The sequence below is a fragment of the uncultured Tateyamaria sp. genome, assembly GCF_947496075.1.
Lineage (GTDB): Bacteria > Pseudomonadota > Alphaproteobacteria > Rhodobacterales > Rhodobacteraceae > Tateyamaria.
Genome location: NZ_CANMBJ010000002.1, coordinates 200,982 through 217,378, shown reverse-complemented (window position 1 = coordinate 217,378; position 16,397 = coordinate 200,982). Strand labels below are relative to the sequence as shown.

The following is a 16,397-nucleotide window of genomic DNA, read 5'->3' as shown; positions in this document are numbered from 1 at the left end:
CGGTTTATGCCGTGTGTCGCGACCATAGGACCTGTTTTGTCGCAGCGCACCGCACCGCTTGGCAAAGCGCCTGAACCAGCGAACATCGGCCTTCCTTGGCACGGCATGACAGCGTCTCATGGTTTCGCCTGTGGACGCGGTCGGACCCGCGGGCATACTGCAAACGCGACAATGGGGGAAGCATGCACATGGATCAGATCACGGCCGCCGGTTGCGTCTGCGGTGCCGTGCGCCTAGTGGCCACGGGACAGCCCGACAGGGTGGGCATCTGCCATTGCCTGGACTGCCGCAAGCACCACGGCGCCCTGTTCTTTGCCGCAGCCATCTTCCCACGCGAAGCCGTTGAAATCACGGGGGAAACGCTGGGTCATGCCGGGCGGCACACCTGCACCACCTGCGGTTCCTCCGTTTTTGCCATCAGCGATGGTGAGGTCGAAATCCACCTGGGTGCGCTCGACGAACCCGGGCAATTCACCCCAACCTACGAACTATGGACAATCCGCCGGGAACCCTGGCTACTCACCTTCCCCGGCATGACCCAATACGCGCGTGGGCGCGACACCTCGACATCGGAGAAGACATAATGGACCCGACCCTGCTCATCGCCTTCATCACCACGACATTGCTGTTCGTTGCAGCCCCCGGCCCCTCGGTGGCATTCGCCACCGCGCAGGGGCTGAAACACGGGCGTCGCGGTCTGTTCATCACGGTCGCCGGGGATGGACTGGGCACAATCGTTCACATCACCATTGCGGCCAGTTCACTGGCCACACTGCTGGCGCTGTCCGACGTAATCCTGCCGCCGTTGCAAATTGCAGGGGGGATCTTCATCGTCTGGATGGGACTGCAATCCTTTACCGCCATGCGCAATGGCACCACGTTTCGGGCAACAGCGGCAAACAAGGTGACGTTCTGGGCAGGCTTCTTTGCCTGCGTCTCGAACCCGAAAGCCATCGTGTTTTTCGTGGCGCTGTTTCCGGCCTTCATCTCGGCTGATCACAGCGTGTTGATGCAAACCCTGATCTACGGGGCGATCTTTCTTGTGCTCGATGCCCTGTCGATCATCGGTTACGCCTTGCTGACAATGCACACGGTCAACCGCGCGGCCTCACGCTGGCTCAACCCTCATGTGCTGACCGGGACCGGGCTGACGGGCGTGGGCCTGACAATGATTGTCAAAGGCTACCGGGCGCTGCCCGGCACCTGAGCCCCCCCGGATCAGGCCACAATCCCGTAGCGTGCGTCTTCGACCTTCATGCATTCGACCAGGAAAGCCGCATCGCGGGCCGGGATCACATCGTAGCCCGGCACCGCGGCGCACAGTTCATCAAGGTGCATCATATGCCGGGGGCAATGAACGAGAGCACCCCCTTCGGCATACACAACCTGTTCCCCGGCAAAAACCAGAGTGATGATTTCGATTTGCGTCCGCGGCGCCATGCGACGGACACCCCGATACCCTTCCAGCGACTTGGCCGACAGAACTGCAAACGGATCGCCAAAGGCATCGCAAGCTGCGTCACTTTCCACCAGCACACCCTGATCAGGCAACAGCTCAAGATCAGCGCTGTTGCCAAGTGTCCCCGCGGGGACAAGGACCGAATGATAGGCGGAAGGCACCGACGCATCTGCGGTCCAGAAAATGTCGCGCCGCACCTCGACCAGGGGCTGCAAACCTGCGTCGAATGTCAGAACCAGATCGCCCGCGGCCAACGCATCCACCGCCCGCCACCCCATCGACGTTGCCACCCGCGTGCCTGCCAACAGCCCCCGCGTTGTCATGACCCCACCATCCCAAGCTGCCGTCGATTCCGGCATACGGCGTGGCGCTTGCGTCTTTGCCCATCCAAACATCTTTTCCATCCCCATGGTGCGGCGCTGGCAGCGCGCCGGTTTTGTTCTGATGTCGCCAATTGCAGTGATTCCCAAGGCCAAGACGGGCCGCAATCTGGGCGGGAATGAGGCACTGTCGCCCCAAACGGCTCCAGTGACCCAGCCACTGCCTCGTTGTTTACAAATTAAGGACAGTTTTCAGCGCATGCGGGTAAATGGGGTGTCATTCGAAGGAATAACCGAATCTTTCGATGTCCTCGGCGCAAGCTTCGGCGACGGCATCACGTGCATCATCCGAGTAATAACCGCGGTAATCTGCAACCCTGTCCGATGCGTTGACGCGTGGGGGCAATTGCAGGCGAAACCCCAAGTGATCCCAAAGCGGTTCAGCATCCGCGTCAAAATGCTCAAGCCGTATGTAAAGATCGCAACGCTCCCGCCCGGCAGCATCGGTCATGTAGCGACGCGCCGGGTTTGCCTGCATCGACGACCGCGTATGGGACGCACAGGCAAAATCGCAAAACTCCATTTGACCGGCCAGCGCGACGGCAGGATGGTCAAAGCTCTGCTCCCGCAACCAATGATAATAGCTGACCATCCGATCCCAGGGATTGCGGACAAGGGTAAAGGCAAAAAGACCGTCAAGGCTGGGCACCAACCCCTCGATATCCGCCAGTGTTGAATGCTTCCACAAACGCCCGCGCGTCTTGACGCCCTCCAACCGCCGTCGCCGTTTCAAAGCCTTGGGCGTGTCGCCCAGCATGATGTCGTCCTTCATCGCCCGCGCCTCAAGCGCTTGGGCCATGGCCGTGCCTCCGGTCTTGGGGGCGTGGACAAAGATGTATTTGCGGCCAGTGCTCAGGATCATGACGCAAGCTTAGCCGCCCTTTCCCGGCTGCGCACTGCGATGATGAACCCGGCCGCCACGATCAATGCAATTCCGGCACCTTGCAGCCAAGTGACGGGCTGACCCAGCAATATCCAGCCAAAGAAAGGCCCGAAGATCATGATCGAGTATTCGAAGACTGCCACATGGCTGGCCTCGCCGATCTGGTAGGCGCGATTCAACAGGCCAACGCCCAGCACGGACCCAAACACCTGCACCAGCAGATAGGGCCATGCCGCGTCAATGGGCCAGACCCAACCGCGCGTCAGAAAGGCCATGCCTCCTGCGCCGACCGGAGGATCAAGAACGGTGATGAGCGCAAGCACGACCGTCCCGAGTGCGCCCTGCGCGACAAAGATACCGAACAGCAAAGTCAGCGTGCTTTCTCCATCGCACAGCGCCCGCGTCGCGACGACGCCCGAGGCGTAGAGGATCCCGCCCACCACTGGCAGCGCTGCGACCCACCCCAGGGTGCCCCCGGATGGGCCAAGGACAACGAGGATGCCCGCAAAGCCAACAGCCACGGCAATGATCCGCCATGGACCTATCCGCTGCCTGAGAACGAAGGCCGTCAGTAGCAGAACGAAGATAGGCGAGGTGAAAAGTCCCGCCAGTGCCATTGCGATGGGCATGAAGGCAAGCGCCCCGAAGTAGCAGAACATGCCGGTTGCGATAAGCATGGACCGAAACGCCACGGCGCCGACCCTGCGGGGACGCAAGGTCCCAAAGCCCAAGGCTGACAGGGCAAACACGATGGGGGCCGCGAGCAGCAGCCGCATGATCAGGAACTGCCACACCGAAATCGTCTCGGCAATCACGGCGACATAGATATCGATGGCACCGATCACGCACATTGCCCCCACCATGTTCAGCGCAGCGGCTGTCGGGTGGCGGCTCTGATATGTCGTCATGGGACTTTCCATTGCTTGCGCCCCTCGCCATAACGACGCAACATCGCTGCGCAAGACGATACGGGGAGGACCGATATGGGTTGGATGGCAGATGAAACAGGCCTCGGCAAGACGGCTGCGAACTATGTGCCCCTGACACCGCTGTCGCATCTGCGGCGGGCGGCTTCGGTCTTTGCGGACCGGGTGGCGGTGATCTATGGATCGCACCGCGTGACCTACGCGCAGTACTACGAGAGATGTACACGCCTTGCGTCCGCGCTGGTCTCCAAGGGCGTGGCCGCGGGCGATGTCGTGGCGACCCTGATTCCAAACCTGCCCGCCCAGGCAGAAGCACATTTCGGCGTGCCTGCATGCGGCGCCGTTCTGAACACGATCAACACCCGTCTCGACGTGGATACGGTTGCCTATATCTTTGATCATGGCGGCGCGAAGGTCGTGCTGGTGGATTCCCAGTTCCTGGAGCTGGCGGAGGCTGCATCACAGCAGATGGACGGCTCGGCGCCTGTTCTGATCGAATGCCCGGACCCCCATGCCGGGTTCCCCGCGTCGGGACGGCATCAGACCTATGAGGATCTGCTTGCAACGGGCGATCCTGCCTTTGGCTGGATCATGCCAGAGGACGAATGGGAGAGCCTTGCGCTCAACTATACCTCGGGCACAACCGGACGGCCCAAGGGTGTCGTCTATCATCACCGCGGAGCTTACCTGATGACCATGGGCACGGTCGTGTCATGGCGCATGGTTCTGCATCCGGTGTTCATGGCCATCGTACCCCTGTTTCATTGCAATGGCTGGAACCACACGTGGATGATGCCGATGCTGGGCGGCACCTTGGTGTGCTGCCGCGATGTGACGGCCACGGCCATCTACAATGCGATCCACTACGAAGGCGTGACCCATTTCGGCGGTGCACCCATTGTCCTGAACATGATCGTGAACGCGCTGGATGAAGATCGGAGGACCTTTGATCACGTGGTCGAGGTCTTTACAGCCGGTGCGCCCCCGGCCCCGGCCACGCTCGCCAAGATCGAGGCGTTAGGGTTCAACGTGACGCAAGTCTATGGCCTCACGGAAACCTATGGCCACGTGACGGAATGCCTGTGGAACAGTGATTGGGACGGAGCCGAGGACACGGCAGCGATCAAGGCCCGGCAGGGCGTGGCCTTTCCCATGATGGAGCATATCACGGTCATGGACGCCGATATGGCTCAGGTGCCGATGGATGGGGCCGCGCAGGGTGAGATCATGATCCGTGGGAACTCGGTCATGAAAGGGTATCTAAAAAACCCGGATGCGACGGCAGAGGCATTCGAGGGCGGGTATTTCCATTCGGGCGACATCGCGATCCAACATCCTGACGGCTACATCCAGATCGCGGATCGCGCCAAAGACATCATCATCTCGGGTGGGGAGAACATCAGTTCCGTCGAGGTGGAGGGTGTGCTGATGGGGCATCCGGACGTGAACCTTGCCGCTGTGGTGGCGAAACCGGATGACAAATGGGGCGAGGTGCCCTGTGCCTTTGTGGAATTGAAGCCCGGCACCAACCCGAGCGAGGCGGATTTGATCGCGTTTTCGCGTGAGACTTTGGCCGGGTTCAAAGCCCCGAAGCAGGTTGTGTTTCAGGAGTTGCCAAAGACCTCGACCGGGAAGATCCAGAAGTTCGAATTGCGGAAAACAGCTGCGGATTTGTGAGGGTTTTTGCACCAAATTGAGCGCGAACATCCGTCCCCGTGGGGTTTGTCCCCGCGGGGACAACCTGTTCTGCGGGTTTGCGCGATCTTTAGGGTTTTGTGATTTGCGCCTGTTTTCAAGGCCCTCACCCACCGAGCTGTTGTTTCAGTCAAATTTAACCAAGAAATTTCAAGCTGGCGGCCGAGAGGCCGCAGTCATTCAAAATGCCCTGCCCCTCTTGGTGGTTTGACCTTGTGCGCCCATGTAGGGTGAACGCTTAGGGGGACCTGCCATGAGCCTTGACGACCTGCCCGGACCTGAGGGCTACAGCATCGACGTTGAGCCACTGACGCACCCGGTGCGGATCTGGCACGACGACGTATTGCTGGCCGATACCACGCGCGCCCGCGCGATGTATGAGACACGGTTGCCTACGGCGATCTACGTTCCGCGTGAGGATATTCTGGTCGACCTTGGCCCCAAGACCGACCTGCAAACCTTCTGCCCGTTCAAGGGCACAGCGAGCTATCATAATGTTTTGCTGGAGAGCGAAACGATCCTGAACGGGGTGTGGAGTTATGTGTCCGCATTGCCCGAGAGCAAGGGTATTCAAGGCTATGTCGGCTTCATGCCCAATGCTGCCACGCGCGTCGAATTGGGCGAAAACCAGTTGCAGACCGAGCGCGATGGCAACATCACCGGGCCGCTGGTCGACTGGCTGATGCGCGAGGCGGGTACGCTGCCCGACCCGGAGGCTTTTACACGCGCCCTGGCCACCAAGATGCGTGAGAACGGGATCGCCGTATCACGCCTTGCCGTTCTGATCTGGTCGCTGCATCCAATGATTGCGGGCAAGAACTATATCTGGCGCGCAGATACGGATGACGTGCAGACCTTTGCCCCATCCTATGACATTCACAGCTATCCGGGCTTTGTGAACAGCCCATTGCAGCATGTGTCCAAGGGTCTGGGCGGCGTGCGACAGCGGTTGGGGGATACGGACGAGGCGTCACGCTTTCCCATTATGGACGATCTGCGGGCCGAGGGGGCGACCGATTATGTGGCCATGCCCCTGCCCTTTTCCGATGGGCGCACGAATGTGCTGACCCTGACCACGAACCACCCCGACGGTTTCACGACCGAGAACCTGGGGCTGGTGTTTGAATGTGCGACCGTCATCAGCCGGTACTACGAAGTGTTCATGCAGCGCGAGAATGCGCAGGCGCTGCTGGAGACTTACGTGGGCAAGCGGTCCGGCGCGCGGGTGCTGGGCGGAGAGATCCGGCGCGGCGATGGGGACGAGATCGATGCGGCGATCATGTTCTGTGACCTGCGTGGATCGACCCGGTTGGAGCAGGAGCTGCCGCGGGATGAGTATATTGCACTTCTGAACGCGTTTTTGGACATCACTTCGACCATCGTGGACGCGCATGGCGGCGAGGTTCTGAAATTCATTGGCGACGCTGTGCTGGCAGTCTTCCCCGCGGGTGAGGATGCGGCGACGGCCTGCGCCTCGGCCCTTGAGGCGGCGCGGGAGGTGGTTGCCAAGGTGGCAGAGGATGAGGTGACAGCGCAGACGTCTTGCGCCATCGGGATCGCCTTTGGTCGCGTCACTTATGGCAATATCGGGTCAAGCACGCGGTTGGATTTCACCGTGATCGGCCTGGCTGCCAATGTGGCAGCGCGCCTGTGCGATGCGGGCAAGCGCCAGGGCCACGCGATCATGGTCACGGACGAGGTGGCGGCGGGCCAGACCGGATTGTCCGATCTGGGCCCTTTGGAGTTGCGCGGTGTCAGCGCAGCGGTTCACGCGTTTGGCGATATGTCGTAAGGCGGAGGTGCCCTCCGCCCCGCCCGTCACCCCTTGGCGTAGCCGATGGTTTGCAGCGCGTCCTTGATCTCGTCCAGAATGGCGGGATCGTCGATGGTGGCAGGCATCTTGAAGTCCTGATTGTCCGCGATCTTGACCACTGTACCGCGCAAGATTTTCCCGGAGCGGGTTTTGGGCAAGCGATCCACGACCACCGCCTGTTTGAAGGCGGCCACTGGACCGATCTGGTCGCGCACCCGCTTCACGCATTCGCTGACGATCTCGTCATGCGCCCGGTTCACGCCGTTGGTCAGGCACAACAGACCGACAGGTGACTGCCCCTTGAGTTGGTCCGAGACGCCCACGACCGCGCACTCGGCCACATCCGGGTGGCCGGCCAGCACCTCTTCCATAGCACCGGTGGACAGGCGGTGGCCTGCGACGTTGATGACATCATCGGTGCGCGCCATGATGTAGAGGTAGCCGTCTTCGTCCATCATCCCCGCGTCACCCGTTTCGTAGTAACCGGGGAACGTGTGGAGGTAGGATTTGATGAACCGATCCTCTGCATTCCAGAGGGTCGGCAGAGTGCCTGGGGGCAGCGGCAGCTTGACCGCGATGGCGCCAAGTTCGCCGGGCGCGACGGGGTGCCCCGCATCATCCAGAATCTGTACATCATAACCAGGCATGGCGACGGTGGGTGAACCCACCTTGACCGGCAATGCTTCGAGCCCAGCGGGATTGCCCGCGATGGTGTAGCCGGTTTCGGTTTGCCACCAGTGATCGTAGACCGGAACGTCCAGCAGGTCCTTGGCCCATTCGATGGTGTCCGGGTCCGCCCGTTCACCTGCCAGATAGAGCGCGCGCAGGCAGCTGAGGTCGTATTTTGCGCGATATTCGCCTTTGGGATCCTCGCGCTTCACGGCCCGAATGGCGGTGGGGGCGGTGAAGAAGGATTTGACGTCATGTTCTTCGATCACGCGCCAGAAGGTGCCCGCATCGGGGGTGCCGATGGGCTTGCCCTCGAACACGATGGTGGTGTTGCCGTGGATCAGCGGGGCGTAGCAGATATAAGAGTGACCGACGACCCAGCCCACATCGGAGGCGGCCCAGAACACCTCGCCCGGGTTCATCTGGTAGATGTTCTTCATCGTCCAGTTCAGCGCCACGAGGTGGCCTGCCGTGGCCCGCACGACGCCCTTGGGCGCGCCGGTGGTGCCGGACGTGTAGAGGATATAGGCGGGATGGGTCCCGGCAACGGGTGTGCAGGGTGCGGGGTCTACCCCCTCTTGCACCGCATGCCAGTCGACATCGCGAGGGCCAAGGTCGCAAGGGCTTTGTTCGCGTTGCAGGATCACGCAGAAGTCGGGCGTATGGTCCGCCTCTTCGATCGCGCCGTCGAGCAGCGGTTTGTACGCAACGATCCGCCCCGGTTCGAGGCCACAAGAGGCGGCGATGATCGCCTTGGGGGTGCAATCGTCAATGCGCACAGCCAGTTCGTGGGCAGCAAAGCCACCGAACACAACCGAATGGACCGCCCCGATCCGTGCACATGCCAGCATGGCCACCAGCGCCTCGGCGACCATGGGCATGTAGATGATGACCCGATCCCCCACCGTGACGCCCTTGGCAGCCAGCGCACCGGCGAGCGACGCGACCTGCGTCCGCAGCTGGGCATAGGTTGTCTTGGATTTGGCCCCGGTGATTGGGCTGTCATAGATGATGGCCACCTGGTCGCCACGCCCCGCTTCGACATGCCGGTCGACGGCGTTCCAGCAGGTGTTCACTTGCGCGTCTGCAAACCAGTCATAGAGGTGTTCGCCGCGTTGGCTCAGCGCCTTGGTTGGGGCCTTGACCCAGTCGATGGCTTCCGCCGCCTGCATCCACCACCCCTCCGGGTCCGCTTTCCAACTGTCATACTCCGCCCGATAGCCCATGGCCCATACTCCTCCGTCATAGTCGCCTGCAGGGTTACGCGGCGACAACTGTCGGGGGCAAGGGCTGAGAGCGCCAACTGTGGCAGAATATCACGTGGACAGGCGCAAATATCAGTCGTTGCTGTCCATACGCTCGTAGGAAATGGCCGCGCGGCAATCGAGATCGTCGGTCGCGGAACAGCTGACACGTCGGGGGCCGTCGTAAATGACACGCTTGGTGAAGGTCCGGCCGTTCGCGGAATAGTCACGCGTCACAGCGCGGAGCGTATCGCCACGGTATTCGAACGTGCCCTCGCGTTCGGCAGTGATCTCGGTACAGGCCGCGGCTGTGAGCAGCATCAGAACGGAAGCAATCATTCGCATCAATGTCTCCTTTCGGAAGGGTGGCAGGTTGGGCGGCGTCAGGGTTCTCCGTCGCGGTCCCGGTTGACTGTGTCGATCAGTGCCGTGCGGCAGTCGCGTCTGTCACCGGTGATACAGGTCACGCGCTCGGCCCCCGAGATGATCGTGGTCCGAGAATAGGTGCTGCCATCGTCGTTCTGATAGACCCGCGTCACCGATGGGTATGTGCGCCCGAACTCGGTATAGGTGCCGCGGGTTTCGCTGACCACCTCGGCGCAGCCCGCAGCTGCCAATAGAGCCAGCACAAGAATTGCACGCATGATGATCACCCCGGTCTGTCCACTCGGATACAGATAGGGTGCAAGACGCCAAAATACACCTGCGGGTTGTGCCGATTTTTCAGGCTGGGTTGGCTATTCTTTAGCCGTAATGCGCCACCGGCGTGCCAGCCACGGCTGACATGTTCAACAATCCACGCGCCGTGATGGACGGCGACACGATATGGGCACGGTTGCCCATGCCCATCAGGATCGGGCCAACCTCCAACCCGCCCCCTTTCATCTTGAGAATGTTGCGGACACCCGAAGCAGCGTCGGCGTGGGCGAAGATCAGCACGTTGGCGGCCCCTTCCAACCGGCTGCCCGGGAACAGACGCTGGCGCAGCTCGGGATCAAGCGCCGTGTCGATGTTCATTTCGCCCTCGTAACAGAAATCATGGTTCTGTGCGTCGAGCATCCGGATCGCTTCGCGCAGGCGCCAGCCGGAGCCGTCGCCCTGGTTGCCGAACTGGCTTTGCGAGCAGAAGGCGATTTTCGGTTCGATGCCGAAGCGGCGCACGTGGCGCGCGGCACCGATGGCGATTTCTGCGATCTCGTCTGGATTGGGATGCAGATGCACCTGCGTATCCGCCACGAAAAGCGGCCCGTCTTCGAGGATCATCATGCTGAGCGCACCCACGGGGTGATAGGAGTCGCGGCCAAGCACGTGCTGCACGTAATTGAGATGCCAGCGGAATTCGCCGAACGTGCCGCAGATCATGCTATCGGCTTCCTCACGGTGGACCATGACCGCACCGATGGCAGTGGAATTGGTGCGCATGATGGCGCGGGCAAGATCGGGTGTGACGCCGCGACGGCACATGAGCTCGTGATAAGTGCCCCAATAGTCGCGGTAGCGCGGGTCATTCTCGGGGTTCACGAGGTCGACCGTATCGCCGATCTTGATCGTGAGGCCTGCGCGGGCAATCCGTGCCTCGATCACCTCTGGCCGCCCGATCAGAATTGGGCGTTCTGTCGTTTCCTCGACCATCGCCTGGGCGGCCCGCAGCACGCGTTCTTCTTCACCTTCTGCGAACACGATGCGGCGCGAGGTAACGCGGGCCGCTTCGAACACGGGGCGCATGAGAAGGGCGGATTTGAAAACAGACCCGTCAAGCGAGGTCTTGTAGGCATCGAGGTCCTCGATGGGTCTGGTGGCAACGCCCGTCTCCATCGCCGCTTTGGCAACGGCGGAACTGACGATGCCCACAAGGCGCGGGTCGAAGGGTTTGGGGATCAGGTAATCTACGCCGAAGTTGAGCTGTTCGCCCTGGTAGGCCGCTGCCGCCTCTGCGCTGGTGGTGGCGCGGGCGAGTGCCGCGATACCGTCGATGCAGGCCAGCTGCATCTCGTCATTGATCGTGGTGGCCCCCACGTCGAGCGCGCCGCGGAAGATGAAGGGGAAGCACAGGACGTTGTTGACCTGGTTGGGAAAATCGCTGCGGCCCGTGGCGATGATCGCGTCGGGGGCAACGCTGCGGGCATCTTCGGGCAGGATTTCGGGGGTTGGGTTGGCCAGGGCAAAAATGATGGGCTGTTTCGCCATTTTCTGGACGTGTTCGGGTTTCAGGACACCGGGGCCGGAGAGGCCAAGGAACAGGTCCGCGTCGTCGACCACGTCATCGAGCGTGCGCTTGTCGGTCTTTTGGGCAAAGGCGGCTTTGGCCGGGTTCATGTCTTCGGTCCGGCCTTCGTAGACGAGGCCGTGGATGTCGCAGAGCCAGATGTTTTTGCGTTTGACGCCCAGTTTCAGGAGCATGTTGAGGCAGGCAATACCCGCTGCACCGCCGCCTGTGCTGACGATCTTGATGTCTTCGAAGTTTTTACCGGCTACGTGCAGCGCGTTCTTGGCGGCCGCGCCCACAACGATGGCAGTGCCGTGCTGGTCGTCGTGAAAGACCGGAATGTTCATGCGCTCGCGGCACAGTTTTTCAACGACAAAGCATTCGGGCGCCTTGATATCTTCGAGGTTGATGGCGCCAAAGGTGGGTTCGAGCGCGCAGACAATGTCGGCGAGCTTTTCGGGGTCGCTTTCATTCACCTCGATATCGAAGCAGTCGATGGAGGCGAATTTCTTGAAGAGGACCGCCTTGCCCTCCATCACCGGTTTCGAGGCCAGAGCACCGATATTGCCGAGGCCCAGCACTGCTGAACCATTCGACACCACGGCCACGAGGTTGCCGCGTGCGGTGTAGCGGGCGGCGTTGGCGGCATCGTCCTTGATTTCCAGACAGGCCTCGGCCACGCCCGGGGAATAGGCGCGCGCGAGGTCGCGACCGTTTGCCATTGGCTTGGTCGCGCGGATTTCGAGTTTTCCGGGTTTGGGGAATTCGTGGTAGGCAAGTGCCGCGTCGCGCAGGTTCGGTGTATCGGACATGGAATCCCCTTGGGTGTTCGGATTTGGTTTAGCGTTAAACTATTTTTTCGAAGTCGCCAATTAACGTTTGGTCACGTCAAGCCATCGTGACCCAAATGAGCGCTGCGCGCACGACTTTTTTCAGGGGCTCTGCCCCCATTGCATTCGCAATTCCCCCGAAGTTTATTTGGCAAAGTGAAGGGGATTGAAATGGCTGAGATACGCGCCGAGATACGGTTGCCGACGCAGGAATTGCGGGATGACATTCCGTTTTTCACCAAAGTGTTGGGCATGCGGATGGACATGATCTATCCCGCTGATGATCCTTCGGTGGCCGTGTTTTCCGGTCATGGGCTGCGGGTGCGGATTGAAGCGGGCGCGCAAGAGCCGCCCGGGACGCTGCGCATTCTGACCGATGACCCGGACCGGTTTGCAGATGGTCAGCGCGTCCTGACAGCCCCCAATGGCACACGCGTCGAGATTGACAAGCTGAACCCGCCTTTGGTCATGCCCGAGACCGCGCACAGCTTTGTGGTGCGACGCCTGACCGATCAGGCCCCCTGGATCATCGGGCGAGCCGGTATGCACTATCGCGATCTGATCCCGGACCGGCTGGGCGGGTCTATCATTGCAAGCCACATCCGCATTCCCGATGGCGGGCCGGTGCCGGACATGGTGCACTATCATACCGTCGGGTTTCAGCTGATCTATTGTTATCGCGGCTGGGTGGACCTTGTGTACGAGGATCAGGGGGAGCCGTTTCGCTTGGCGGAGGGATGCTGTGTGATCCAGCCGCCCGAGATCCGGCACCGTGTGCTGTATGCGAGCGAAAATATCGAGGTGATCGAGATCGGTGTGCCTGCAGAGCATGTCACGACCATTGATCACGAAATGGAGCTTCCGAACGGTCCAGCGAACCCGGATCGGCGGTTCCAGGGACAGTCCTTTGTGCACCACAAGGTCGAGGATGCAGCGTGGGGGCCGTTTCGCCTACCAGGATTTGAGGCCTGCGACACTGGTATTGCAGCGGGCACCGTTGGTGTTGCTGGCGTTCAGGTGGCGCGGAAGGGACATGGCAACACTGCGTGGACCCGGCATGATAGCGACATCCTGTTCACCTTTGTGCTTGAAGGCGCGATGACCCTTGAGGGCGAAGGGCGCGGTCCGCAAGTGCTCGAGGCGGGGGATGCCTTTGTTATTCCACCGGATATGGCCACGCGGTACACCAACCTGTCTGATGACATCGAGTTGCTTGAGGTATCGTTGCCGGGGGCGTTCGGAACGCGCACCGACTAGGATGTCGTGTTTGGCGATGACGGGCTGTGTCTCGTGATCCTTGCCCATCTGAAAGCGGTAGCCAACGCTGGAACGCTTGGTTAGTGTCGGGGCTCCGATACGAGGATACATATGGACGAGTTGAAGCAGGCGGCGTTGGCCGTGCGAGAAAACGCACATGCGCCGTATTCGAATTTCAAGGTGGGTGCAGCCCTGCGTGCGGCAGATGGCACTGTGTTTGTGGGCTGCAATGTCGAGAATGTCGCCTATCCCGAGGGGACCTGTGCCGAGGCCGGAGCCATCGCGGCCATGGTGGCCGCCGGTCAGGGCAAAATCACCGAAGCCTATGTTGTTGCGGGCAGCCCGATGCCGGTCACGCCCTGCGGCGGATGCCGTCAGAAGCTGGCAGAATTCGGTTCGGGCGATGTGCGCGTGACCATGGCCACCACCGGAGGCGTGGAACAGGTCACCACGTTGGCCGAATTGCTGCCTGGCGCCTTTGTTGCCGCCCATATGGATGGCGATGCATGAGTGACGCACGATCCATCATTGCCAAACTTCGCCAACGTCAAACCCCATCGCGTGAGGAACTGAGCTGGTTTGCCGAAGGGCTGGCCGATGGCACAGTTACCGATGCGCAGGCCGGGGCTTTTGCCATGGCCGTCTGCTTGAACGGCCTGGGCGATGTGGGCCGGGTCGCGTTGACCATGGCGATGCGCGACAGTGGGCAGGTTCTGGACTGGGATCTGGATGGTCCTGTCCTAGACAAGCATTCGACGGGCGGAGTTGGCGATTGCGTGAGCCTTGTGCTGGCCCCTGCCCTTGCGGCCTGTGGGGCCTACGTTCCGATGATCTCGGGGCGCGGGTTGGGTCACACAGGCGGTACTTTGGACAAATTGGACGCCATCCCGGGCGTATCCACCGAGCTGAGCGAGCAGCGGTTGCGGGACGTGTTGACCAAGGCAGGTTGCGCCATCGTTGGTGCAACGGCCAAGGTCGCCCCTGCAGACAAACGTCTTTACGCGGTGCGCGATGTGACCGCCACGGTCGAAAGCATGGACCTGATCACCGCGTCCATTCTGTCGAAAAAACTCGCCGCTGGCCTTGATGGGCTTGTGCTGGACGTCAAGGTGGGGTCCGGCGCCTTTATGAAAGATGCGGAAGCTGCGCGCGCCCTTGCGGATGCGCTCGTGAAGACTGCCAATGCCGCCGGGTGCAAGACAACGGCGCTGATCACGGACATGTCGCAGCCCCTTGCCCCGGCCCTTGGCAACGCCCTTGAGGTGGCAGAGGCCATGCGCACCCTGACCGGCCCGGCACAGGGGCCGCTGGTCGAGATTTCAGCCGCGTTGGGTGGTGTACTTCTGACCAATGGCGGCTTGGCCAACGACGTGCAGGCGGGCGCAGATGCCATTGTCGCCGCTATTTCAGATGGGCGTGCGGCGGAACGGTTTGGGACCATGATCGCCGCGATGGGCGGACCGCTGCAGTTTGTCGAGAACTGGTCGAGGTTCCTGCCGGAAGCGACCGTCATTCGTGAAATCAACGCGCGGGCCCCGGGACATGTCTGCGCCATTGATGGCGAGGCGCTGGGATTGGCCGTTGTCGATCTAGGCGGTGGGCGCAAGGCCGAAGGGGACGTGATCAACCCGGCCGTTGGCCTGTCTGACGTGGCCCGGTTGGGCAGCAAACTGTCCAAGGGGCAGCCTCTGTGCGTCATCCATGCGGCGCGTCCGGCGGATGCGGATCGGGCCGAGGCTGCGGTGCGCAGGGCCATCACTATCGGCAGGCAAGCGCGGGATGTGCCGGACCTGATCGCAGAGCGGATCGGCTGATGCCGCGCGCGTTCCTCATCGTCATGGACTCCGTCGGGATTGGCGGGGCACCTGACGCGGCTGCATATTTCAATGGGGATGTGCCGGACGCGGGCGCCAATACGGTTGGTCATATTGCCGAAGCCTGTGCCGCAGGGCGTGCGGAAGATGGCCGCAGCGGACCGCTGGATGTGCCACATCTGCGGGCGCTTGGGTTGTTTGAGGCCGCCGCCCTTGCCAATGATCAAGATGGCACTGCGGGGCCTTGGGGTGCCGCGACAGAGGTGTCGCAGGGCAAGGATACGCCTTCGGGCCATTGGGAATTGGCGGGCGTGCCGGTGCCTTGGGAGTGGCACTACTTTCCTGACACACGCCCGGCCTTTCCGGACGAGGTGGTTGAGGCCGTTTGTGCTGCTGCCGGTGTTGACGGGATACTGGGCAATTGCCACGCGTCGGGCACTGCCATCATTGCCGAGCATGGTGCCGAACATATCCGATCTGGCAAACCGATCTGCTATACATCTGCCGACAGCGTGTTCCAGATTGCCGCACATGAAGAGCATTTCGGGCTGGACCGACTTTTGGACCTGTGCCAAGCCGTGGCGCCCGTACTGCATAAGATGCGCGTAGGCCGCGTGATTGCCCGCCCCTTTGTCGGTGTGGAGGGCGCATTTGAGCGAACGGTCAATCGTCGGGATTATGCCATCACACCGCCCGCCCCCATTCTGACGAATTGGGTGCAGGATGCGGGGCACCGGGTCTACGGCGTTGGGAAAGTTGGCGATATCTTTTCGATGCAGGGCTTTGACGAGGTGCGCAAGGGCGCGGATGCCGACCTGATGGGTCATTTGGCTGATCTGGTTGCCTCGGCTGAGGATGGCAGCCTGATCTTTGCGAACTTTGTCGAGTTCGACAGCCTGTATGGGCATCGCCGGGATGTTTCGGGGTATGCCCGTCATCTGGAGTGGTTTGATGCCGAGATTGGTCGTCTTCTGCCGCAATTGCGCGCGGATGACTTGCTGGTCCTGACGGCGGATCATGGCAACGACCCCACATGGGTGGGCACCGACCACACGCGCGAGCGGGTGCCTGTTCTGGTGCATGGCGGGGATGGCGCGCCGCTGGGGTTGATTGGCTTTCAGGATGTTGCGCATTTGGTGGCGCGGCACTTGGGTGTTTCACCGAAATGAGCGCCTGACGGCCCGCGCGATTTTCATGGCGCTGACGCGCGTTGGGGCGCTG

Annotated in this window: 15 protein-coding genes; 8 read left to right on the top strand and 7 right to left on the bottom strand. The window is 61.5% G+C overall.

The genetic code is table 11. The features are described from left to right. Positions 1-188 precede the first annotated feature (188 nt). Together Q1A51_RS04950 and Q1A51_RS04945 are read left to right on the top strand one after the other, a co-directional pair. Complete coding sequence (locus Q1A51_RS04950) at positions 189-584, top strand: GFA family protein (RefSeq protein WP_299599280.1); 396 nt, start codon at positions 189-191, stop codon at positions 582-584. After that, positions 584-1,207: a LysE family translocator gene (locus tag Q1A51_RS04945; RefSeq protein WP_299599281.1), complete on the top strand. Its 624-nt coding sequence runs from the start codon at positions 584-586 to the stop codon at positions 1,205-1,207. The genes Q1A51_RS04950 and Q1A51_RS04945 overlap by 1 nt, the downstream gene beginning before the upstream one ends. Before the next feature lie 11 nt (positions 1,208-1,218). On the opposite strand, the gene Q1A51_RS04940 is transcribed toward Q1A51_RS04945, so the two are convergent. The 3 genes from Q1A51_RS04940 to Q1A51_RS04930 form a co-directional block, all read right to left on the bottom strand. After that, on the bottom strand, positions 1,219-1,854 hold the full coding sequence (locus Q1A51_RS04940; protein WP_299201806.1) for a Hint domain-containing protein: 636 nt from the start codon (positions 1,852-1,854) through the stop codon (positions 1,219-1,221). 202 nt (positions 1,855-2,056) lie between these two features. Further along, on the bottom strand, positions 2,057-2,701 hold the full coding sequence (locus Q1A51_RS04935) for a sulfotransferase family 2 domain-containing protein (protein WP_299599282.1): 645 nt from the start codon (positions 2,699-2,701) through the stop codon (positions 2,057-2,059). Further along, positions 2,698-3,630: a DMT family transporter gene (locus Q1A51_RS04930; RefSeq protein WP_299599283.1), complete on the bottom strand. Its 933-nt coding sequence runs from the start codon at positions 3,628-3,630 to the stop codon at positions 2,698-2,700. Before Q1A51_RS04930 ends, Q1A51_RS04935 begins: the two co-directional genes overlap by 4 nt. 75 nt (positions 3,631-3,705) lie before the next feature. On the opposite strand from Q1A51_RS04930, the gene Q1A51_RS04925 reads away from it, so the two are divergent. Both Q1A51_RS04925 and Q1A51_RS04920 read left to right on the top strand, forming a co-directional pair. Next, positions 3,706-5,325: an AMP-binding protein gene (locus tag Q1A51_RS04925; RefSeq protein WP_299599285.1), complete on the top strand. Its 1,620-nt coding sequence runs from the start codon at positions 3,706-3,708 to the stop codon at positions 5,323-5,325. 271 nt (positions 5,326-5,596) lie between these two features. Continuing rightward, positions 5,597-7,135, top strand: coding sequence for a DUF427 domain-containing protein (locus tag Q1A51_RS04920; RefSeq protein ID WP_299599286.1), 1,539 nt, complete (start codon positions 5,597-5,599; stop codon positions 7,133-7,135). A gap of 26 nt (positions 7,136-7,161) precedes the next feature. On the opposite strand, the gene Q1A51_RS04915 is transcribed toward Q1A51_RS04920, so the two are convergent. From Q1A51_RS04915 to Q1A51_RS04900, 4 genes are all read right to left on the bottom strand, one after another. Further along, positions 7,162-9,051 carry an AMP-binding protein gene (locus Q1A51_RS04915; RefSeq protein ID WP_299599287.1) on the bottom strand — a complete coding sequence of 630 codons (1,890 nt, stop codon included), beginning with the start codon at positions 9,049-9,051 and terminating at the stop codon, positions 7,162-7,164. A 111-nt stretch (positions 9,052-9,162) separates the two neighbouring features. Beyond that, positions 9,163-9,414 (bottom strand): hypothetical protein, encoded by a 252-nt coding sequence (locus Q1A51_RS04910; RefSeq protein WP_299599288.1) that lies wholly within the window; start codon positions 9,412-9,414, stop codon positions 9,163-9,165. A gap of 38 nt (positions 9,415-9,452) precedes the next feature. After that, the gene (locus Q1A51_RS04905) at positions 9,453-9,713 is read right to left on the bottom strand and encodes a hypothetical protein (protein WP_299599289.1); all 261 of its coding nucleotides are present in this window, start codon (positions 9,711-9,713) and stop codon (positions 9,453-9,455) included. A 100-nt stretch (positions 9,714-9,813) separates the two neighbouring features. Beyond that, a complete protein-coding gene (locus Q1A51_RS04900) occupies positions 9,814-12,087 on the bottom strand; it encodes an NADP-dependent malic enzyme (protein WP_299599290.1) in 2,274 nt (757 codons plus the stop codon). Between the two features lie 189 nt (positions 12,088-12,276). Here Q1A51_RS04900 and Q1A51_RS04895 point away from each other — a divergent pair, with 189 nt between their 5' ends. The 4 genes from Q1A51_RS04895 to Q1A51_RS04880 all read left to right on the top strand — a co-directional run bounded on the left by Q1A51_RS04895 (position 12,277) and on the right by Q1A51_RS04880 (position 16,345). Beyond that, complete coding sequence (locus Q1A51_RS04895) at positions 12,277-13,362, top strand: cupin domain-containing protein (protein WP_299599292.1); 1,086 nt, start codon at positions 12,277-12,279, stop codon at positions 13,360-13,362. Between the two features lie 111 nt (positions 13,363-13,473). Then, the gene (locus Q1A51_RS04890) at positions 13,474-13,872 is read left to right on the top strand and encodes a cytidine deaminase (protein ID WP_299599294.1); all 399 of its coding nucleotides are present in this window, start codon (positions 13,474-13,476) and stop codon (positions 13,870-13,872) included. Continuing rightward, positions 13,869-15,176, top strand: a complete 1,308-nt coding sequence (locus Q1A51_RS04885) for a thymidine phosphorylase (protein ID WP_299599296.1) — start codon at positions 13,869-13,871, stop codon at positions 15,174-15,176. Before Q1A51_RS04890 ends, Q1A51_RS04885 begins: the two co-directional genes overlap by 4 nt. Further along, entirely contained in the window at positions 15,176-16,345 is a 1,170-nt protein-coding gene (locus Q1A51_RS04880; RefSeq protein ID WP_299599298.1) for a phosphopentomutase, read from the top strand. The genes Q1A51_RS04885 and Q1A51_RS04880 overlap by 1 nt, the downstream gene beginning before the upstream one ends. Positions 16,346-16,397 lie beyond the last annotated feature (52 nt).